This is a genomic window from Natronosalvus vescus, from assembly GCF_023973145.1.
GTDB classification, from domain to species: Archaea; Halobacteriota; Halobacteria; order Halobacteriales; family Natrialbaceae; genus Natronosalvus; species Natronosalvus vescus.
This window is the reverse complement of record NZ_CP099546.1, coordinates 1,109,741-1,129,350: the sequence shown is the minus strand read 5'-3', so window position 1 is coordinate 1,129,350 and position 19,610 is coordinate 1,109,741. Positions and strand designations below refer to the sequence as shown.

The 19,610-nt window shown below is 60.7% G+C and carries 19 protein-coding genes and 1 tRNA gene; 11 read left to right on the top strand and 9 right to left on the bottom strand.

The features are described from left to right. Positions 1 to 165: 165 nt before the first annotated feature. The 3 genes from mtnP (at position 166) to NGM68_RS05360 (ending at position 2,351) form a co-directional block, all read left to right on the top strand. Entirely contained in the window at positions 166 to 1,029 is an 864-nt protein-coding gene (gene mtnP / locus NGM68_RS05370) for an S-methyl-5'-thioadenosine phosphorylase (protein WP_252700619.1), read from the top strand. A gap of 257 nt (positions 1,030 to 1,286) precedes the next feature. Beyond that, positions 1,287 to 1,424 (top strand): hypothetical protein, encoded by a 138-nt coding sequence (locus NGM68_RS05365; RefSeq protein ID WP_252700618.1) that lies wholly within the window; start codon positions 1,287 to 1,289, stop codon positions 1,422 to 1,424. 447 nt (positions 1,425 to 1,871) lie between these two features. Continuing rightward, positions 1,872 to 2,351 (top strand): hypothetical protein, encoded by a 480-nt coding sequence (locus tag NGM68_RS05360; RefSeq protein ID WP_252700617.1) that lies wholly within the window; start codon positions 1,872 to 1,874, stop codon positions 2,349 to 2,351. A 476-nt stretch (positions 2,352 to 2,827) separates the two neighbouring features. Here NGM68_RS05360 and NGM68_RS05355 read toward each other — a convergent pair whose 3' ends face one another. The 7 genes from NGM68_RS05355 to NGM68_RS05325 all read right to left on the bottom strand — a co-directional run bounded on the left by NGM68_RS05355 (position 2,828) and on the right by NGM68_RS05325 (position 10,537). After that, a complete protein-coding gene (locus NGM68_RS05355; protein WP_252700616.1) occupies positions 2,828 to 3,301 on the bottom strand; it encodes a DUF8108 domain-containing protein in 474 nt (157 codons plus the stop codon). Next, complete coding sequence (locus NGM68_RS05350) at positions 3,298 to 3,804, bottom strand: DUF8108 domain-containing protein (RefSeq protein ID WP_252700615.1); 507 nt, start codon at positions 3,802 to 3,804, stop codon at positions 3,298 to 3,300. The genes NGM68_RS05355 and NGM68_RS05350 overlap by 4 nt, the downstream gene beginning before the upstream one ends. 192 nt (positions 3,805 to 3,996) lie before the next feature. Continuing rightward, on the bottom strand, positions 3,997 to 4,203 hold the full coding sequence (locus NGM68_RS05345) for a hypothetical protein (RefSeq protein ID WP_252700614.1): 207 nt from the start codon (positions 4,201 to 4,203) through the stop codon (positions 3,997 to 3,999). Between the two features lie 244 nt (positions 4,204 to 4,447). Further along, positions 4,448 to 5,413, bottom strand: coding sequence for a segregation and condensation protein A (locus tag NGM68_RS05340; protein ID WP_252700613.1), 966 nt, complete (start codon positions 5,411 to 5,413; stop codon positions 4,448 to 4,450). Further along, on the bottom strand, positions 5,406 to 8,990 hold the full coding sequence (gene smc, locus NGM68_RS05335; RefSeq protein ID WP_252700612.1) for a chromosome segregation protein SMC: 3,585 nt from the start codon (positions 8,988 to 8,990) through the stop codon (positions 5,406 to 5,408). The genes NGM68_RS05340 and smc overlap by 8 nt, the downstream gene beginning before the upstream one ends. Positions 8,991 to 9,050: 60 nt before the next feature. Beyond that, positions 9,051 to 9,368, bottom strand: coding sequence for a DUF7518 family protein (locus tag NGM68_RS05330; RefSeq protein WP_252700611.1), 318 nt, complete (start codon positions 9,366 to 9,368; stop codon positions 9,051 to 9,053). Between the two features lie 200 nt (positions 9,369 to 9,568). Then, positions 9,569 to 10,537, bottom strand: coding sequence for a transcription initiation factor IIB (locus NGM68_RS05325; RefSeq protein WP_252700610.1), 969 nt, complete (start codon positions 10,535 to 10,537; stop codon positions 9,569 to 9,571). Positions 10,538 to 10,787: 250 nt separating this feature from the next. Between NGM68_RS05325 and NGM68_RS05320 the strand changes: the two genes are divergently transcribed. The 7 genes from NGM68_RS05320 to arsB all read left to right on the top strand — a co-directional run bounded on the left by NGM68_RS05320 (position 10,788) and on the right by arsB (position 17,211). Beyond that, complete coding sequence (locus NGM68_RS05320; RefSeq protein WP_252700609.1) at positions 10,788 to 11,888, top strand: SPFH domain-containing protein; 1,101 nt, start codon at positions 10,788 to 10,790, stop codon at positions 11,886 to 11,888. Between the two features lie 208 nt (positions 11,889 to 12,096). Then, the gene (locus NGM68_RS05315; protein WP_252700608.1) at positions 12,097 to 12,603 is read left to right on the top strand and encodes a GNAT family N-acetyltransferase; all 507 of its coding nucleotides are present in this window, start codon (positions 12,097 to 12,099) and stop codon (positions 12,601 to 12,603) included. A gap of 174 nt (positions 12,604 to 12,777) precedes the next feature. Further along, complete coding sequence (locus NGM68_RS05310; RefSeq protein ID WP_252700607.1) at positions 12,778 to 14,166, top strand: ADP-dependent glucokinase/phosphofructokinase; 1,389 nt, start codon at positions 12,778 to 12,780, stop codon at positions 14,164 to 14,166. 161 nt (positions 14,167 to 14,327) lie between these two features. Beyond that, positions 14,328 to 14,726 (top strand): ArsR/SmtB family transcription factor, encoded by a 399-nt coding sequence (locus NGM68_RS05305; RefSeq protein WP_252700606.1) that lies wholly within the window; start codon positions 14,328 to 14,330, stop codon positions 14,724 to 14,726. Then, positions 14,723 to 15,166: an arsenate-mycothiol transferase ArsC gene (locus NGM68_RS05300; protein WP_252700605.1), complete on the top strand. Its 444-nt coding sequence runs from the start codon at positions 14,723 to 14,725 to the stop codon at positions 15,164 to 15,166. Before NGM68_RS05305 ends, NGM68_RS05300 begins: the two co-directional genes overlap by 4 nt. Continuing rightward, positions 15,159 to 16,040, top strand: coding sequence for an arsenite methyltransferase (gene arsM / locus NGM68_RS05295; RefSeq protein ID WP_252700604.1), 882 nt, complete (start codon positions 15,159 to 15,161; stop codon positions 16,038 to 16,040). The genes NGM68_RS05300 and arsM overlap by 8 nt, the downstream gene beginning before the upstream one ends. Beyond that, a complete protein-coding gene (gene arsB, locus NGM68_RS05290; RefSeq protein WP_305884202.1) occupies positions 16,033 to 17,211 on the top strand; it encodes an ACR3 family arsenite efflux transporter in 1,179 nt (392 codons plus the stop codon). Before arsM ends, arsB begins: the two co-directional genes overlap by 8 nt. An 813-nt stretch (positions 17,212 to 18,024) precedes the next feature. Here arsB and NGM68_RS05285 read toward each other — a convergent pair. After that, entirely contained in the window at positions 18,025 to 18,879 is an 855-nt protein-coding gene (locus tag NGM68_RS05285; protein WP_252700602.1) for a bacteriorhodopsin, read from the bottom strand. 166 nt (positions 18,880 to 19,045) lie between these two features. After that, positions 19,046 to 19,120: transfer RNA gene (locus tag NGM68_RS05280), tRNA-Arg, on the bottom strand. A 168-nt stretch (positions 19,121 to 19,288) separates the two neighbouring features. On the opposite strand from NGM68_RS05280, the gene NGM68_RS05275 reads away from it, so the two are divergent. Next, entirely contained in the window at positions 19,289 to 19,471 is a 183-nt protein-coding gene (locus NGM68_RS05275; protein WP_252700601.1) for a DUF7511 domain-containing protein, read from the top strand. The last annotated feature ends 139 nt before the right edge of the window (positions 19,472 to 19,610 follow it).

Genomic DNA, 19,610 nt, shown 5'->3' with positions numbered 1-19,610 from the left:
ATCGCATCACATGGCGTCCTCGAGTTAACCGTTCGTCGCTCGACACACTCACATGTTGCCGGTTCGTCCCTCAACACACCCCCAATGCGCCGGTTCGTGGCTCCGAGTGCTGGTTTTGAGACGTGAATCCGTACCGTTTAGGGCGTTCCGTGACGAGGTCGTGGTATGACGATCGGTGTAATCGGCGGAAGCGGCATCTACGAGGCACTGCCACTCGAGAACGTGACGACCGAATCGGTGAGCACGCCGTACGGCGACCCCAGCGACGACCTGACGATCGGTGAACTCGGCGGCGAGGCGGTCGTCTTCCTCCCGCGCCACGGCGAGGATCACCAGCACACGCCGACGCAGGCAAGCTACCGGGCGAACATCTACGCGCTCAAGGACGCAGGCGTCGACCGCGTCATCTCGACGAACGCCGTCGGCAGTCTGCGCGAGGAGTTGCCACCGCAATCGCTCGTCGTCCCCGATCAGATCTTCGATCGGACGAAACACCGGACACCCACCTTCTTCGGCGACGGGATGGTCGTCCACATGGGCTTTGCTGACCCCTACTGTCCGGCGATGGTCGACCACCTCGCGGAATCCGCTCGAGCGGCGACTGACGCCACTGACGCTACCGTCCAGGAGGGCGGCACCTACGTCTGCATCGAGGGGCCACAGTACTCGACGAAAGCCGAGAGTGAGTTCTACCGCGAGCAGGGCTGGGACGTCGTCGGCATGACGACCATCCCCGAGGCGAAACTCGCCCGCGAAGCCGAGTTGAGCTACGCGACCGTCACCGGCGTCACCGACTACGACGTCTGGAAGGAAGACAGCGAGGTCACCCTCGAGGAGGTGCTCGAGAACGCCGCCGCGAACCAGGAGTCGATCAACGCCGTCATCGAACACGCCATTCGCACCATGCCCGAAGACTTCGAAAGCGACGCCTGGTCGGCCCTCGAGGGGACGATCAACACCCCCACTGAATCGATTCCGGCGGAGACCCGTGACCGCGTGGAACTGCTGGCCGGGCAGTATCTCGAGTAACGGGTTCGCGATCGTACACCGTCCGCCGAAACCACACTCGCACGATCGGATCAGTGCGCCATCGGTCGTCCACCGATAGGCGGGGAACATCGTCGTTTGGACGGAGCGCACAAATCGGTTGGTCGTCGACGGTACGTCGATCATAGACGACCCGTGTCACTAGCAACCAAACCACTGTTTCTCAATGATGATCGATTGTTTCCGGCTCCGAAACATTATTTGGAAATACGTAAATAGCGCTGGCCCATAACCGAGATATGGAAACGAACGAGCCGCGAGATCCCATCACCAACGTGCCGGTCGAACAGTCCGAACCCGAACTCTACCTGCCGGGTACGCCGACCGTTTCGTTCACGAGATACGTCGAACTGGCCATCAGCAAGCTGTTCCGTTGATTCCGCGATTCCGAATGGATTGATGCGGGTTGCTCACACCGAACCAGCGGACTTCAGATAACGGCTGACCCAAACCATCGAGTTCTGAACCACACCGCAGCACTCGAGATACTATGTATTCTCGATCCTACAGATTGAATATTTAGTGATACGAACGGCCTACTGAATACAGAGGATGGGACACTGTACGTTGAAGTTGACCATATTAAAATTTCGCGGGTGAATCAACCGATATGTGCGGATGTGTAATTCACAACTACTGGCAGCAGGACTCCGCTGGTGAATGGTAGGAACTCGCCACCCTCTTCCAGATCAGGCGTACAGATGGCCAGCGTACGCATAACTAAAAATAAGATTCTTTACCTGTTTAGCATGGCGAGTACACCAACTCGAAGACAGTTGCTTGCGCTAGGAGGCGCGACCGTTGGCGGACTGACCGTTTATGCCGTGGCCGCGCAAGAAGAGAACGACTTCGAGGGTACAGTCGACTGGGATGGTCAAGGCTCAGAACACGCGACGCAGGAGTGCCCCGGCGGGAATGGATATTGGCACTGGATCTTAACTCCAGGAGGGTCAACCACGATCGAGACGGACGCCGAACTCGTCGTCGAATTTGATGACGAATCAACCGAAACGGCTCAGGGATACCGTCCCGGTGAAGGGGGCGGAGCCGTTCATTTTGCTGTTACGAAGTCGGGGGGTGGAACCGTCAATAGCGCCACGGCACACTTCAATGGAGGTGGTGACAACGTGAACCTCACTATCAGCGATGGGGAGTGTAAAGACGAAGACGAGGAACCACCAGAAAACGGTGACGACGAGCCGCCGGAGAACGGTGACGACGATGAGCATTCGGATGAGGAGAAATCCAAGAAAGAGAAGCGAAAGGAGGAGGCGAAAGCGGAAACCAAGACGAACTGTGACTAGGAGGTATCTCCAATAACGAGTCAATCCGGGAGCCCTGCACGACCGGAGGGCCGAATACTGGAGCAAGATAAGCAGATTCACAGCGAGACAGGAAACACTCCCTGTTGAAACGCTATTATTCAGAGATGTTTCACTTGAATTAAAATAGCCACTGACAGTCAATGCACACCCGTTCGCCAGACAGATCGGCGATCGGTGTGTGAATCGATTCAGTTGGTACTATCGCATGCCGATGGAAATTGCGGATCTATAGGCGGAACAGGGCGAGAACCCCGACCCTTGTGGTCGGGGTTGTTCACCGCTGGGAATCGTCCCACTATCAGATGAGGATCGTAGCGCCGTGGAAGATATGCGTGGTGCATTCAGCAGTGGCCACAGACACTGATCCCCGATCTGGGATTTCAACAGTACCGCGAATCACTTCGCTACCCACTATTGCCGCATTGCTGGCTCAGGGGCAGTATCTCGCCTGGACGTCAATTCACCTCGAGCGACCGAGATCTGGCGTCGTCGTCCACCGACGATTGGAGATCCAGACCCTTGCTTTCCCGCTCGAGACAGTCCTGGCAGTAGACGTTCTCGCCCCACTCGGGGACGGCGACCGTCGTTCCGAACAGGACGTGGCGGGTCGCATACCGTCGGCGTTCGCCACCCGCCGCATCGGTGCCGCACTCGTCACAGAGCTCCTCATCGTCGGCCGTCACGCGCGTCCGGGTGACCTCCTTTCGACGCCCGATGGTGGACACCGGGTGTGTCGACGCTTCGGCGGCCTGCCAGCACAGGACGAGCGTCCCGAGAAACAAACCCACCCCAAGCCACCAGTAACCGAACCACGCCGGCACGAACAGCACCGAGACGAGCAGCCACCCCCACAACAGCGTAAACCCGAGGGTGTCGGCCAGCCGTCGCACCCGCTGGTCGAGGCTCCGTGGACGCTCCGACCCGGTCATCGCTCGCCCTCGAACGCCCGCTCGAGTTCGCGGTCGGCGCTCTCGTGGTTCCGGTGCACTCTGCCGATGGAAGACCGCTCGTCGACGCCAGGGCCGCCGCCCGGTCGGGCACACTCGAGACAGTAGTCGTTGATTCCCCACTCGAGGGTGTGGATCGGGATTCCAAAGAGGACGTACTGGCGGGTGTACCGACGACGGAGCCCCTGCGTACAGGTCGTTCCACAGTCGGCACAGTGCTTTCGCGGGCCGTCGAAGGTGTCCTCGTCGACGCGGTGTTCGACCCCGAAGGTGTGTGCCGGGTACAGGGGAATGCCGCGGGCGACCCAGATGGTGAAGAGGCCAACCAGGAGGCTCACCCACGCCAGCAGGGCATTCCATGGCGTCGGCAGGAGGAGGATCGGCCAGACGAACATGAAAATGAGGAGGACGACTGGCAGGAACTTCCGGAGGAGGGCAAAGAACCCGAGGCGGGCACGGTAGAGGACGTCGTCAGGTCTCGACATCTGGTTTGTGTTGTCCGGTTAACACCTAAATCGTTGTGATCGACTCGAGCGGCCACCGTCTGCGACTCGGAATCAAGAGAGCACCAGCCATCGGCGACTCGAGAAGAAGGGAGCGACATCGAACGAGCGGCCATCGTCCACGGCGAACGGCCCGTCCCGTCTCTCACACGCGAATCCGTCAACACGTGGTCGTCAGTGCCGCCTCGGATCGTCGCTCACGCCCCAGAGCACGCGATACGCCACGTAGCCGATGAGGAGGGCGAAGACGAACATCGCGACCGTTTCGGTGAACCAGATCAGCGCATACAGGGCTCGAGTCAGCGTCCGAATCACGATGTATCCCCCGTAGAGCAGGACGACCACGGCCAGGCCCCCGAGTGCCGCTTGTACGCGTTCCATACTCGGTTCCTGACTGCCAGGGACAAAATGACGACGGTTCGTCGGTCTCGCGATAGTCTATCGCTTTCGTCACCCCTCTCAGTTGGTAACACCTACAGTTCGGCTGCCACTAGCTTTGAAAATCGAACCCATACACCATAATATCCGTAGTATAATCTAGACAACGTATCGATCGATTCGACCCACTCGACGCTACGGGAACCTACACCAGTTCGAATTCTACCTCCTTGACAACGGTCACGACTCAGTCAGCGATCGCTTCCGTCGCCTCGGCCTCGAGGCTCGCCTCCTTGATCCAGAGGTCGCCGAACAGTTCGTCCTGCTCGAGCACGAGGCGACCCCGGTGGGCCAGAAAGAGCAACGCCAGGTAGGTCATGACACGCGTCCCACCGACGTGATCGATTTCGGCGTACAGCACCTCCTCGCGCCCGCGGTCGTACTGCTCAGTGAGCGTTTCATCGACGTCGTCGATGACCGTTTCGATGTCCTCCTCGTGGGCGGTGTGGGTCACGTCGTTAGCCGTCGGCTCGTCGTCGACCCGAAAGTCGTCCCCGGAGTGATAGCTGAGTTCCTGCATCCCACGGTTGAATCCCGAGGGCGACTCGCTCGTGTCGTAGCTGCGCGAGGACTTCCACCAGGTGCCCCGTTCGGCGTCCCGAAGCTCGCGCACCAGTTCGTCCAGCGTCTCGGGTTTGCCGCGAGCGTGTTTGCGCTCGAGGCGCCGTTCCATCTCGGCCTCGAGGCCTTCGATTGGATCGAACCCGGGCACGCCGTCGCCGTCCATGGCTCCGTCGTCCGCGAAAGGAGCCTCCCAGGGTGGGAGTTCTTCCTCTTCGGGTTCGTCGGGGGCGAACAACTCGTCGCTCTTCATCCGGAGCAGGACGCTCGCGTAAAACAGCGCTCGGCCGGACGTTCGAAGGTCGGCGTCGTCGAGCGCCTCGAGGAACTTGTCGGTGACGGCGACGATGTCGATGTCCCAGGGGTCGATCTCGCCTTCTTTGGCGAGCTGGACGAGGAGTTCGACGGGTTCGACGTCGTCATCCTGGTCGCTGTCGATTCCGGCGTCCACGTCACCCGCCGTCCCGGAAACCGCCGTCTCGTCGAACGCGAGGACGGAGTCCGCCGACGGTGAATCTCCGTTCTCGTCTGATCCCGGCCGTTCGCGATCCTCGTGACCGGCGATCTGTAAGGGGATCTCGTCGTCAGTCATCGGCCGGTACCTCCTCGCCGTCGCGGTCGCCGCTGAGGTCGATACCGGTCACCGCCGAGACGTTGTCCTGTTGCATGGTGACACCGATGGCCCGCTCGGATCGATCGAGCATCGCAGACCGGTGTGAGACCACCACGAACTGAGCCCGGCCGGCGAGTTCGTCGACCATCTGGCCGACGCGCTCGGCGTTGACGGCGTCGAGGAACGCGTCGACCTCGTCCAGGGCGTAAAACGGCGCGGGGTTGTGGCGCTGGATGGCGAAGATGAACGCCAGGGCGGTCAAGGATTTCTCGCCGCCGGACATCGCATCCAGGCGCTGGATCGGCTTATCACCCGGCTGGGCTTTCATCGTCAACCCGCCCTCGAACGGATCGTCCTCGTCCTCGAGGTGGAGCGAGCCGGTTCCCTCCGAGAGCTTCTCGAAGATCTCCGTGAAGTGCTCCGCAATCGCCTCGTAAGAGTCCATGAACGTCCGCTTCTTCTGCGTCTCGTACTGCTCGATCCGCTCGCGAATGCCGTCGGCTTCCTCGACCAGCGTCGCCTTCCCCTCCTCCAGGTCGTCGAGCTCCGAGCGCACCTCGTCGTACTCGTCGATCGCGAGCATGTTGACGGGCTCGAGCGCCTCCATATCGGCCTCGAGCAATTCGACCATCTCGACCACCGTGTCGTGGTCGGGCACGTCCTCGGGGTCGTACTCCCCGACTTCCTCCTCGAGCGCCTCGATCTCCCACTCGAGAGCCCCGGCCCGTTCGCGGGCGGACTCGAGTTTGCTCTCGACGGTCTGGACGCGGTTCTGTTGCTGGTCGCGGGCCGTTCGGGCCTCCGTAACGGCCTCCTTGCACTCGGTGCGTTCGGCTTTGAGCTCGGCGAGTTCGTCCTCGAGTTCCTCGACGGCCTCGCGTTTTGCCTCGAGTACCTCGTGTTTCTCCGCGATCGCATCCTCGCAGTCGGCGATCGTGTCCTCGTACTCGGCCTTGCGGTTCTGTGCCGTTTCGATCTCGTCGTGGAGGTCTTCGATCGCGTCCTCGGCGTACTGCTTTTCGAGGCCGAGTTCGTTCAGCTTCGTATCGAGGGCGTCCATCCGCTCCTCGCGCTCGTCGATTTCGGCATCGAGTTCCTCGATCTGAGCGGTCAGCTCCGGAATCTTCGAGTCGGCTAACTCGGTCTCGAGCTCGTCGATGTCGGCCTGTATCTCGTCGATCGTCTCCGTTTTCGCCTCGATGTCGTCGGCGATTTCGGTCATCCGCTCGTCGACTGACTCGCGTTCGTCCTCGAGTTCCTCGAGTTTCGTCTCGAGCTCATCGATCTCGGTTTCGAGGCCGTCGCGTTTCTCCGCGAGTTTCTCGAGTTCGTTCTCGATCGATCGCACCTCGTCTGCCGCCTCCGTCTGGCGGTCGCGAGCGTCGTCGAGACGCTCTTCGACGCCCCGAAGATCGGTTCGGATGGACTGCTTTTCGTCCTGTAGCTTCGTGATCTGGGTCGCGACGCGCTCGAGTTGTCCCTTCCCGCCGCTGGAGAAGGAGTACCGGGATCCCTTTCGCGAGCCACCGGTCATCGCCCCGCTCTTTTCGACGAGGTCGCCGTCGAGGGTGACCATCCGATAGTCGCCCATGTACGCCCGGGCGGTCTCGATGTCCTCGACGACGAGGGTGTCGCCGAGCACGTACGAGAAGATACCCGAATAGCGGTCGTCGAAGTCGACGAGGTTGTAGGCGAAGTCGACGACGCCGGGATCGGACGGTGCGTTCGGAAGGCCTCTCGAGCGCATCTTGCTGATCGGGAGGAACGTCGCCCGCCCCGCGTTTCGGGATTTCAGGTACTCGATACACTGCTGGCCGATCACGTCGTCCTTCACGACGACGTTCGCCAGCCGTCCGCCGGCGGCAGTCTCACAGGCGACCGCGTACTCGCCGGCGACGCTGCCCAGCTCCGCGACGGGGCCGTGGACGCCGTCGATGGCCGCGTTCTGGATCGTCGTCACCGCCCTGCCGAACGACGAGTCGCCGCTCTCGCCGGCGTTCGCCTCGAGTTCGGCGTACTCGGCCTGTTTGGCCTGAAGGTCGTCGTCGATGTCGTCGAGCTTCGACTGCAAGTCACGTTTTTCGTCGCGCAGATCGTCGACGACGACGGTGATGTTCTCGCGGTTGGTCTCGGCCTTCTCGAGTTCGCGCTCGAGATCCTTGCGCTGTGTTTCGATCTCGGGGATCGACGCTTCGATCTCCTCGATTTCGGTTTCCGTCTCGCTCACCTCGTTCGAGCGCCGTCGCGCTTCGTCGAGCAGGCGATCCTGTTCGCGCTGGAGGTCGTTCTTCTCGGTTTTGGCCGCCTCGAGGGCGTCCTTTCGCTCCCGAAGGTCGGCTTTCACCTCGTCGTACTCGGTGTCGACCTCGTCGATCTCCTTCTCGAGACCCTCGCGTTCGGTTTCGCGCTCCTGGATCTCGCCTTTGAGCGAGGCTTTCTCGAGTTTGTACTCGCGCATCTCGCTCTCGAGGTCGGCGACCTGTTCCTGTTTGCGGTCGATCTTGACAAACGCTCCACGGCGGGTCGATTCGGCCTCCTCGATCCGCTCGGTCGTCGCCTCGATCCGATCCTCGAGCCGGGAGATGTCGCCTTTGACCGACTCGATCTCGCTCTTGATCCGCAGCTGTTCGTCCTCGCCTTTGCGCTCGATTTCGGCGTTCAGATCCTCGAGATCTTCCTCGAGGCGAAGTACCTTTCCTTCGCGCTCGTCCAGTTCACGCTGGAGATCTTCGAGATCCTCCTCGAGGCCGTCGACCTTCGTCTCGACCCCCTCGAGTGCCTCGCGTTTGTCCTCGAGTTCGCTCGCCTTGAGGTAGCCTTCGTACTCCTCTTTTTCGCGCCGAAGTCGGCGATATCGCATCGCAGTCTGGCGTTCGTCCTCGAGTTGGCCGAGGCGGGTGCGTTTTTCCCGAATCCGAAGCTGGGCCTCGTCGATGCGTTCCTGGACGATCTCGAGTTCACCAAACGCGTCCTCTTTTTTCGCATCGAACTCGGCGACACCGGCGATCTCGTCGATGATCTGTCGCCGGTTGTACGGCGTCATGTTGATGATCTCGGTGACGTCACCCTGCATGACGACGTTGTACCCCTCGGGGGTGACCCCGGCCTGGGCGAGTAAATCCTGGATGTCGGAGAGGTTGACCGAGCGATCGTTGAGATAGTAGTAAGAGTAGTAGTTGTCCTCGGTGCGTTTGATCCGTCGCCGAATGCGAACTTCCTCGCAGTCGCCGACGTCGTCGCTGCCGGCGGCGTTGACGACCTGTGAACGCGTGAGGGTCTCGTCGCTGTTGTCCAGAATGACCTCGACGATCGCCTCCCGCGGGCCGACGATCTCTCCATCGCCGTCGTGACCGGGGTTGTAGATGAGATCCGTCAGTTTCTCCGCTCTGATCCCCCGCGTTCGGGCCAACCCGAGGGCGAACAACACGGCGTCGATGATGTTCGACTTCCCGGAGCCGTTCGGTCCCGTAACGACGGTGAAGTCCTCGTAAAACGGGATCTTCGTCTTCCGGCCGAAACTCTTGAAATTGTCTAAGACGAGCGCCTTGATATGCATTCGAGCCCTCCGTAGCCAGCGAGCGTCGACGACCCCGTCCGTAACGGGTCAGTCGACAGGTTATGCGACAATAATGTCGTCGGTACCTGAGTCTTCTGGTTCCTCCTCGAGTTCGGCTTCGCCCTCGACGTCATTCTCGGCTTCCGCTGCGGCCTCGTCGACGTCGTTCTGAGCGGCTTCGGGCGTTTCGCCGTCCTCGCCCGGTTTCGCGGCGCTGGCCCGCCGTTCGGGCACCCGAGTCGGTATCTCGGTGTCGAGTTCGGCCTCGAGCACCCGGATGCGCTCTTTCGATTCCACGAGTTCCTCGGTTAGTCCTTCGACAGTGGACTCGAGCTCCTTGACGGTCGCCTCGAGTCGCTCGACGCGGTTTTTCGGCATACATACTAGGGACTGTTCTCGATACTTAAACGTACGTCAGACACACACATCTTTTCTGATAGGTGTCGAACGCGTCTCTGGGAGGTGTCCCGCTAGTTGGCGAGCCTCCGTCTCCCGTGGAACATTGCAGGCGTCGACGAACCGAAAAATGAGAAATGAAAATTGAGAAATGAGAAAACCGCTCGAGCAGTGAACCCCGATCAGTACAGGCCGACCGCCTCGATCTGCTCCTGGTACCGGTTGCGGATCGTCACTTCTGTCACCTGCGCGACGTTGGCGACCTCCCGCTGCGTCTTCTTCTCGTTACAGAGCAACGAGGCCGCGTAGATCGCGGCGGCGGCGTACCCGGTCGGCGATTTTCCCGACAGCAGACCCTTTTCGGTCGTGACGTCGATGATCTCGTTCGCCTTCGCCTGCACTTCCTCGGAGAGTTCGAGTTCCGAACAGAATCGGGGGACGTACTTCTTCGGATCGACCGGCTCCATCCCGAGGCCGAGTTCCTGGGCGACGTACCGGTAGGTGCGTCCGATTTCCTTGCGATCGACCCGAGAAACGGCTGCGACTTCCTCGAGACTTCGTGGGATGCCCTCGATCCGACAGGCGGCGTACAGTGCCGAGGTCGCGACGCCCTCGATCGATCGGCCGCGAATAAGATCTTCCTCGAGCGCACGCCGATACAGCATACACGCCACCTCGCGTACCGATCGTGGGATCCCCATCGCCGAGGACATCCGATCGATCTCGGAGAGCGCGAACTGCAGGTTTCGTTCGCCCGCGTCCTTGGTTCGGATGCGCTCTTGCCACTTGCGCAGTCGGTGCATTTGACTGCGCTTTTCGGAGGAGAGCGAGCGGCCGTAGGCGTCCTTGTCCTTCCAGTCGATCGCCGTCGTCAACCCCTTGTCGTGCATCGTCTGGGTCGTCGGCGCGCCCACGCGTGACTTGCTCTGTCGCTCGGAGTGGTTGAACGCTCGCCACTCCGGGCCGCGGTCGATCCGGGACTCCTCGATGATGAGACCACAGTCCTCACAACTGAGTTCGCCGCTGCCGTCCTCGGTCAAGAGTGCATCCGAGTCACACTCCGGACAACGTCTCACACCCTCTTCGCTCGAGGACGTCTTTTCTGATGCCGTCTGACTGGATCGCTCTCGTTCGCGGCTGGGGCGTATCATCGCTCATTTCCCTGAAAGTGACGGGCAAGGTTAAGCGCTCTGTCCGGAATGGAGACACTTTTTGATCCTGACCTGGGTGCTGTTTCGCGTTGAGACCGCCAGATCCCGCCGCTCGAGCCAGTTCCGGGGAGGGAGACACCGATAGCCCGAGCATCTGTGCGATCTCCGTCGGTTCGTATACGGCCGAGAGACGACTAGTTGACACGACAGCAGGCCAAGAGTTATTGACCCTCCGCACCGAGTATAGATAATGAACGAGTTCGTATACGCACCATTGCAGGCAGCCGAACTGACACTCGGGATTGGCCTCCTCGTCGTGTTCGTCGCAGCCGTTACCGTCTGGCAGATGGTCATCTTTATCGATGCCTACGATCGGGGAGCACTGACCATCTTCGGCGAGTATCGTAAAATCCTCGAACCAGGGCTGAACATCGTTCCGCCGTTCGTCTCCCAGGTACACCGCTTCGACATGCGAACCCAGACGCTCGACGTTCCTCGGCAGGAAGCGATCACGCGGGACAACTCGCCGGTGACCGCCGACGCCGTCATCTACATCCGCGTGATGGACGCCAAGAAGGCGTTCCTCGAGGTCGACGACTATTCGCGAGCCGTTTCCAACCTCGCTCAAACCACCCTCCGTGCCGTGATCGGCGACATGGAACTCGACGACACGCTGAGCAGGCGTGAACAGATCAACGCCCGGATCCGCACCGAACTCGACGAGCCCACCGACGAGTGGGGAATCCGCATCGAGGCGGTCGAGGTGCGCGAAGTGACGCCCTCCCGCGACGTCAAAGGCGCGATGGAGCAACAGACCTCCGCCGAGCGGAAACGTCGTGCCATGATTCTCGAGGCCCAGGGTGAACGCCGCAGTGCCGTTGAGCGTGCGGAGGGGGAAAAGCAGAGCCAGATCATCCGCGCCCAGGGTGAGAAACAGAGTCAGATCCTCGAGGCACAAGGTGATTCCATCTCGACCGTGTTGCGAGCCCGCTCGGCCGAATCGATGGGCGAGCGCGCCATCATCGACCGCGGGATGGACACCCTCTCCGAGATCGGCCAGAGCGAGTCGACGACGTTCGTCCTGCCACAGGAGCTGTCCTCAATGATCGGGCGCTACGGCAAACACCTCCAGGGCAGTGACGTGAAAGAAGACGGTACGGAACTCGAGAGCCTCGCGTTCGACGAGGAGACCCGTGAACTCATCGGCCTGGACGACATCGCCGAGATCATCGGCGAAATCGAAGCAGAGGTCGACGTAGATCTCGAGGAGATGGAACAGCAAGCCAAAGCGATCCAGGAAGGGGACGATGTGACGTCCACTTCAGCGTCTCAGAATCCAGGCGAGCGTTGACATCATCTTCCCGTAAAGCACGAGGCTTTTCCCTGACGATCCGTACCGGATGACGTACCGGCCGACCTCGAGGTGGCTGAACGCCTGAAGCCAACCGAACCCCACCCAGTTCTGGAAGAGCGCAGATGAACACTTCCCCGAGTCTGGGCCACTCCCAGCGACTGGGAATGCGAGACAGGCTTAGGACGATACGTCCCGAAACTCACGTATGGCCACCTCAGCCGACCAGCGATCACGATTTCCACTCCCGCCGACGACGTTCACCGATCGGGATGGAAGAACGATCACGGTCAGTACGTACGCCGGTGACTCCCACCCGCTGGTGGACATGTACACCCATTTCGGCGATGACTCGCGATCACAGGGGTTGCCACCACGAGGGGACTCCCGCATACGTCAGTGGATCAGTGGGCTCCTCGAGGATGGCCTCCACACCGTCGCACGCCACCGGGATGACGTGATCGGCCACGCCGTCCTCGTCCCGTACGACGAGCAGGCCGAACTGGCCATTTTCGTCAAGCCCGCGTATCAGTCGGCGGGAATCGGAACTCGACTCATCCGGGGCTTGCTCGGTCAGGGACGAGCGAACGGGGTGACTCACGTCTGGCTAACCGTCTCTCGAACCAACCGCATCGCGATGAATCTCTACCGGTCGACCGGTTTCGAGACGACGGCACGTAACCGCGGCGACTACGAGATGGAACGATATCTCTAGGTTCTCAGCACCCCCATCCTGCGGAGAGAGTCAGACGAGAGCTGTTCTACACGCACCCTCGAGACAATATTCGCTCCAGTTCGACTCCTCGAGGCCGTCCTCCCATAATGCCGGGTGCCAATTCCCGAGGCACCCTGGCGGATTAACTCCCTGGTCGTCGAAGACCAACAGGTAATGGAGTGGGGCCACGCCCACCTCGAGACCGCACTCGAGGCCCTCGAGAATCTGCCAGTGTTCGTCGCGTACAACGCCAACGTCGACGCCATCGTCCGGGTCGACGACTACCTCGAGGCAGCCCTCGACCGCCCGGAAGCACCGGGTGAGAACCGGCCACAAGGTCGTCTGGACACGCTTAGCGACCTCGCGTTGGCGATGACCCACGCGATGGCGACTGGTCGGGGCGACGAACTGACGTTGACCGACGAGTTCGCGGCCACGCTCGAGGCAACGCTGACGCCCGACACACAGCAACTGGGCGGACAGGCCGGAATCATGAGCAACCTTCTCTCTGCCTACGGCGCTGCCCCAATTCTGTACACCTACCTGCTGTCGGAACGCCAGCGGTCGCAGTTCGACCACCCGGAGCGAGTTCGATACCCGCTCGTCGAGGACGGGGCGGTTCGACCCGTGCCCCTGAACGAGGCCCCCACGGCCGATCGGACGAAGATCAACTGGGTGTTCGAATTCGCGGCCGGCGACGACCTCTTCGATGTCCGCACACCGGAGGGGTCGCGGTTCATCGCCGCCTCGAGACCGCCCGAGTTCGACCTGTACGCCGGCAATCTCGATGCAGTGATCGACCAGGTCGGCGCAGTTGTCGACGGTGCGTTACTGGCAGGCTATCACACCCTCACGCCCGAACACAGCGGCGACTACGAACGAGCCCATCGTCACGCTCGAGACGTTATCCGTCGCCTGCGATCCGGGAGTAAGGATGGGCTGGACGTCCACGTCGAATACGTCGTGACCCACGACGACGCTCTCCGGGAAAGCATCGCCGAGTGGATTCTGCCGGAGGCCACCGTGATTGGCCTTGACGAACACGAACTCCACTTGCTCCAGTCGGATGCTGGTCTGGGCGCTGATGAGTCGATGAGGAGTGCCGATGCTGACCCCGAACAGGTGATTCGTGCGCAGTACCGACAGCTCGAATCGCTCCGGAAACGTCTTGGCGCCGACTGTCTCAGACTCCACGCTATGGAGTACCACCTCGCCGTTATGGAGGATCACCTGCCTCCGGAGGCAGTTCGACGCGGACTGGAGTTCGCCGCGATCAACGCCGCGACGAAGGCGGCCCGTGGACACATTAAATCCCCCACGGATCTCGAGACCGGGCTCGAGTACGAGCCGTCGAAGGAAGGCCGAGATGCGATTACACACCTCGCCGACGACATCGGCAAGCCCACGGCGGACGGAACGCTATGTACACCGACCGCCGTCGCCTGTCCGAATCGCGTCGTCGCCAATCCGGCCGGAACCGTCGGCATCGGCGATATCGTCTCTGCCTCGAGTTTCGCGCTGGAACTGGCCGTCGCGAACGCTCAAGGCGAGGAGACTGAGTGACGACTGCGCGATTCGATCGACCGTCACTACCCTACGGCTCCGGTACTGAGCCACCATCCAACTGGCAAGGAACCCTATTGCGACTGTCTCTGCCTGGCGCTCGACAAGTGGGCAGAGAGGGTTCAGAAGACTTATCTGAATGGTTGTTCAGATGTACAACTATGAACCGTCAGTCAGAGCGACTCGAGCGCCTCATCGCCGATCAAGAGGGCGACTGTTGTGCGGCCGATATCGACGAGCGCATCGAAAACCTCGAACGGCACGTTGGGGACGTTCCATCCGATACCGCACGCGATCAAGCGGCACTCAAGACGCTCAGCAACGACACCCGGTACACGATCGTTCGACTGCTCGCCACCGCCGGGCGGGAACTGTGCGTCTGTGAAATCACGCCCGTCGTCGAGGTCAGCGACAGCGCGGTGAGCCACGCGCTCTCCGACCTATACGACGCTGGCCTCGTCATGCGCCGCAAGGATGGCACGTGGCGCTACTACGAAGCGACCAAGCGAGCGACTTCACTTCTCGATGCGCTCGATCACACCCGGGAGGGATCTCGATGAGGTCACCCGGCCTTCGCGTGGCGTTCGTGTGCGTTCAGAACGCTGGCCGGAGTCAGATGGCCACGGCCTTTGCCGAACAGGAACGAGGAGACCGGGGATTGGGGGACGAGGTCGAAATTCTTACTGGCGGAACCCAACCGGCGGATCACGTCCACGAGGTCGTCGTCGACGTGATGGACGAGGCTGGGTTCGACCTCAATGAGCGGACGCCGCGAGCCATCACTCCGGAGGAACTGGAGCAAACGGACATCGTCGTTACGATGGGCTGTTCAGCGTCGAACATCTGTCCAGCAATCTGGGCAGGCGAGAATCGAGACTGGGCGCTCGACGACCCGGATGGGAAGCCCCTCGAGGAGGTACGCGAGATCCGAGATGCGGTCAGACAACGAGTTCGTGGATTGTTCGACGAAATCGAACAGGAGGTGACTCAACGTGTCTGATTTCGAGACGGGCGACACGGGTAAGACGGACGAGGCTGACGAGTCTCTCGACGACCCGACCCAGCGCCGCATCGTTCGTGAACGGTACGCCCGAATTGCAGCGGAGGCGGGGACAGGGAAGAGTGAGTGCAGTTCGCCGGGTAGCTGTTGTGCTGACGAGGGTGCTGAGGAGACTGAAACAGAAGGTGCTGCCGAGACGGCAGCACAACTTGGCTACTCGAGGGGCGACGTCGAGAGCGTCCAGGGTGAGGCAAATCTCGGACTGGGCTGTGGCAACCCGCAGGCGCTCGCATCGCTCACCGAAGGCGAGACGGTCGTGGATCTCGGATCCGGTGGTGGCTTCGACTGTTTCCTGGCCGCCCAACAGGTCGGTGAGACCGGACAGGTCATCGGAGTCGATATGACGCCCAAAATGGTCGAAAAAGCCCGAGAAAACGCGAGGGAGAACGAAACTGTGAACGTCGATTTCCGGCTGGGAGAGATCGAACACCTCCCTGTCGCAGACGAGACCGTCGACGTCATCATCTCGAACTGCGTGGTGAACCTCTCACCGGACAAGCCACAGGTCTTCCAGGAGTCGTTTCGAGTGCTCCGACCGGGTGGACGACTCGCCATCTCGGACGTCGTGTTAACCGCAGACGTGCCCGACGGACTTCGCGCCGATCCAGACTCCGTTGCAACCTGTGTCGCCGGCGCTACCACGATCGGCCGACTCGAGGAGATGCTCACCGACGCTGGGTTCGAACACGTCGACATCTCGCCAAAAGACGACAGCGAACAGTTCATCCGCGAGTGGGACGACGAAGTCGACGTAAGCGAGTTCCTCGTTTCTGCGAGTATCACGGGTCGGAAGCCGGAGGCCACAGGTGAGTGACATCGACGCACACGAACACGGATCGAACTGTGAGTGCAAAAGCTGTGGCGACCCACGGTCGATGGACTTCCTCGATAAGTATCTCACCGTGTGGATCTTCGCCGCTATGGCGGTCGGCGTCGGACTCGGATACGTCGCCCCGTCCGTCGTCGAGCCGATACAGAGCTACTATCTCGTCGAAATCGGCCTGATCGCAATGATGTATCCGCCACTGGCGAAGGTCAACTACCGCCAATTACCGCGCGTGTTCAGTCAGTGGCGTGTGCTCAGTCTGAGCCTCATCCAGAACTGGCTCATCGGGCCGACGCTGATGTTCGCGCTCGCCGTCGTCTTCTTCAGTGGGTTCGTCCCACGGCTCCCGGCCCATCCAGAATACTTCCTCGGGCTGATCTTCATCGGGATGGCTCGCTGCATCGCGATGGTGCTCGTATGGAACGACCTCGCCGAGGGTTCGAGCGAGTACGCTGCTGGACTGGTTGCGTTCAACAGCGTCTTCCAGATTATCACCTATGGGGTGTACATCTGGTTCTTTGCGCTGTTTCTGCCGCCGCTGCTGGGGATGGACGCGCTGGTTGCCGGCATCGGCACGTTCGACATCACGGTCGAACAGGTATTCTGGGCGATCGCGATCTTCCTCGGCATCCCCTTCGTGGGCGGCATACTCACCCGCCTTGGTGGCGTACACACTAGAGGAGAAGAATGGTACGAAGCGGAGTTCGTTCCCAAGATAAGCCCCGTTACGCTGATCGCGCTCCTCTTCACGGTAATCGTGATGTTTGCCACGCAAGGTGACACCATCCTCGCACAGCCGACCGACGTGCTCTGGATTGCCGTCCCCCTGACTATCTACTTCATCGTCATGTTCCTCGTGAGCTTCGGGATGGGGCGCGGAATCGGTGCCGACTATTCGACGACGACCGCCATCGGGTTCACCGCCGCCTCGAATAACTTCGAACTCGCTATCGCCGTCGCGGTCGTCGTCTTCGGTGTCGGCTCCGGCGTCGCCTTCGCGACCGTCGTTGGCCCGCTGATCGAGGTTCCCGTCCTGCTCGCACTGGTTCACGTGGCCATCTACTTCCAGGAGAAGTTCGACTGGGCTGGCTACGATACCGGCCACCTCGAGATATCACCAGCGCCAGCGGACGCAACCCCGGAAACAACCGACGACTGATCTAAAGTAACAACTGCATCGGACTACACACAGATCACCGACACGTCTGCCGACCAGGTGTAAAATGACTTGGAGTGGCTACTCTAGTGATCGAAACGATTCTGATTCGAGACTCACTTTTCGGTAGAGCCGATGACTGTGTCTCGATCGGAGATTGATTTTCTCGATTACGGTTGGTTTGACTGTGTGCGAATCCCGATTAAAACCACTCCACTGCTCAATCATCGAACGCTACACCGATGGTAGTCGTTCAGTCGATAATCCCCTCGAAGGCAGGCGATTATCGGCCCACAAATGTATGGGTGCACCAGAAGTTCGTTCTCGGCCCGTTCGTGGACGCGACGGTTACCCCGGCCGAACCCGACGACCCCTACCAGCCGGTCGAGCGGTTCCTCTCGTAGTTCAGCGACTCCGAGCTGTTCCACGGGTTCACCACGACACACAAGGCCCCGCTCGTCCTGGGCGAGTTCCACGACCAGATCATCGAAGAAATCGACAACGAAATCGTCTACCTGCCCACTATCATCGAGAAGCTGTTGGAAATGTACCCGAAACGTGACAATTCCGATAACGACCGCTCGTATCCACTACGGACTGTTCTTCCACCGGTCGGTGGCGATATAGCTCACCAATTAGGTGAGAGGAGAGAGTGACGTGGCCCTCTACGGAATCGTAGGTCGGTTGGGTCGTCGCCCACAATGCAGTTCGAAACAACCGACCGATAGATTCGTGCCGGCGATCGGGACGGGCTTCGCGCAGCATGGTCACCCACTCTTTCGAGCAACCGACCTGAAGTTTCCCGAATCCGGCCGCTTAGTCGTCGGTAGGGGAACCGACGCCCTTCAGCGTGGTGCCGTAATCGGCGCCGGCGGTGATTGTCTCTGGTTCGTCGACGACGTACATTACGATCAGCACGGTGACGATGTACTTGGTGATGATATCGAGTACGCTGTACCCCCAGGAGGTCATCCAGACCTCGAGCAGGGCGAAGCCCTCGACGCCGAGCGCCCAGAGGATCGGGTAGCCGAACCAGCCGACGACCGTCAGGATCTTCAGCGTCGTGAATAGATCCGCGGTGCCGGTTCGCTCCGCCTCGCGGGTCCAGTCGACCAGGATGACGTAGACGATCACCAGGAAGAAGCTCGAACTGAGCACGAACCACCACCAGCGCAAGAGGTACGACGAGGTCGTCAGCGCAGCGGCCAGGCCGGTGACGCACATCGCGATCGTCATCGCGACGGTGGTCGTGATCTTCGTGAGGTTCGAGCCGGCGATCATCCCGAGGACGATCAGGATGAACGGGGTCGAGAACGTCCAGGTGAGATACCGACCCCACATCGTGAGAACCTCCTCGCCCGCGAGCGGGTGCCCAGCGGGCATTTCGATGAAGCTCAACGTCAGTCCCGAAAGAAGCCCGGTGTAACTCGAGATCGAGACGACCGAGATCAGCATCGTCGCGACGATGATCAGTTTCGTGCGCGGGTCGGTTACCCCCCGGGCCATCGCGACGATGAAGAGGATCGTCAGGCCCGCAAGGGCGATGTTCGTCACGAACGAGAGTACGAGCAGCGTGTCCTCGAACACGAACTCGAAGATCTCCCGCTGGGTCTCCGGTGCCTGTAGGACGATGTCCTGTGCGGTCGCTGCCAGTAATTCGGTCGGTTTCATGACTACATTGTCATGTTGGGCGTCACACGGGGTTAACGGTATTCCCTACTGATAAGGGCTCACGGCCCCGGCTACAGACCCAGATGGTCGTCGGCGTGGAACCAGGCGATGATGGGATAAAAACGGGTCACTTCCAGGTGTTGGATTCCAACCATACAAAAACGAATGGGCGCTGCAGGATTTGAACCCGCGACAACTTGGTCCGAAGCCAAGCACTCTGTCCAGACTGAGCTAAGCGCCCTCACCCCAGATTTCCTGCCGCCCCGTATAAGTCACTCGATTTGGGTTCCTCGAGTCACGCGATAACACTCGTCTCGAGCCCATTCGTTCCGGCTATCGAGGCTGTTCCCAGAGCCTGAAAATCACCAGTAGGTGTAGTAATGTACGTGTCCTCCATACAGGTAGAGCCATGACCGTAACCGAGTCCCCTACCGAGCCAACGCCCACCCCAGTAGACGACGCACTCGAGTTGCTGACCGATGGGAACGACACCTGGACTGTCGTCCCGACCGGTGCGACCGGCGACGAGCGGATGACCCACTGGATCACGGTCGAAGGTGCGACGCTCTGTGATCTCAAAGAGATGCGGTAGGTGTCCGTGAGCATGTGATCGATACCGATCACAACGGACACGGTGAACGGGGGCTCAGGGGGTTGTTTTTGAAGCGGATAAATATGGTACTGATCCTCGGGAGGACGGTATGGCCACGTTCCCAGTGCCCCTGATCGTG

What these genes read in the sequence shown, in the direction of transcription:
- NGM68_RS05305 (WP_252700606.1), top strand. Translation starts at nt 14,328, where the DNA reads ATGAACCGTCAGTCAGAGCGACTCGAGCGCCTCATCGCCGATCAAGAG.
- NGM68_RS05330 (WP_252700611.1), bottom strand. Translation starts at nt 9,368, where the DNA reads ATGCCGAAAAACCGCGTCGAGCGACTCGAGGCGACCGTCAAGGAGCTC.
- NGM68_RS05355 (WP_252700616.1), bottom strand. Translation starts at nt 3,301, where the DNA reads ATGACCGGGTCGGAGCGTCCACGGAGCCTCGACCAGCGGGTGCGACGG.
- NGM68_RS05310 (WP_252700607.1), top strand. Translation starts at nt 12,778, where the DNA reads ATGGAGTGGGGCCACGCCCACCTCGAGACCGCACTCGAGGCCCTCGAG.
- NGM68_RS05285 (WP_252700602.1), bottom strand. Translation starts at nt 18,879, where the DNA reads ATGAAACCGACCGAATTACTGGCAGCGACCGCACAGGACATCGTCCTA.
- NGM68_RS05315 (WP_252700608.1), top strand. Translation starts at nt 12,097, where the DNA reads ATGGCCACCTCAGCCGACCAGCGATCACGATTTCCACTCCCGCCGACG.
- NGM68_RS05320 (WP_252700609.1), top strand. Translation starts at nt 10,788, where the DNA reads ATGAACGAGTTCGTATACGCACCATTGCAGGCAGCCGAACTGACACTC.
- NGM68_RS05300 (WP_252700605.1), top strand. Translation starts at nt 14,723, where the DNA reads ATGAGGTCACCCGGCCTTCGCGTGGCGTTCGTGTGCGTTCAGAACGCT.
- NGM68_RS05340 (WP_252700613.1), bottom strand. Translation starts at nt 5,413, where the DNA reads ATGACTGACGACGAGATCCCCTTACAGATCGCCGGTCACGAGGATCGC.
- NGM68_RS05350 (WP_252700615.1), bottom strand. Translation starts at nt 3,804, where the DNA reads ATGTCGAGACCTGACGACGTCCTCTACCGTGCCCGCCTCGGGTTCTTT.
- smc (WP_252700612.1), bottom strand. Translation starts at nt 8,990, where the DNA reads ATGCATATCAAGGCGCTCGTCTTAGACAATTTCAAGAGTTTCGGCCGG.
- NGM68_RS05275 (WP_252700601.1), top strand. Translation starts at nt 19,289, where the DNA reads ATGACCGTAACCGAGTCCCCTACCGAGCCAACGCCCACCCCAGTAGAC.
- mtnP (WP_252700619.1), top strand. Translation starts at nt 166, where the DNA reads ATGACGATCGGTGTAATCGGCGGAAGCGGCATCTACGAGGCACTGCCA.
- NGM68_RS05365 (WP_252700618.1), top strand. Translation starts at nt 1,287, where the DNA reads ATGGAAACGAACGAGCCGCGAGATCCCATCACCAACGTGCCGGTCGAA.
- NGM68_RS05325 (WP_252700610.1), bottom strand. Translation starts at nt 10,537, where the DNA reads ATGATACGCCCCAGCCGCGAACGAGAGCGATCCAGTCAGACGGCATCA.
- NGM68_RS05345 (WP_252700614.1), bottom strand. Translation starts at nt 4,203, where the DNA reads ATGGAACGCGTACAAGCGGCACTCGGGGGCCTGGCCGTGGTCGTCCTG.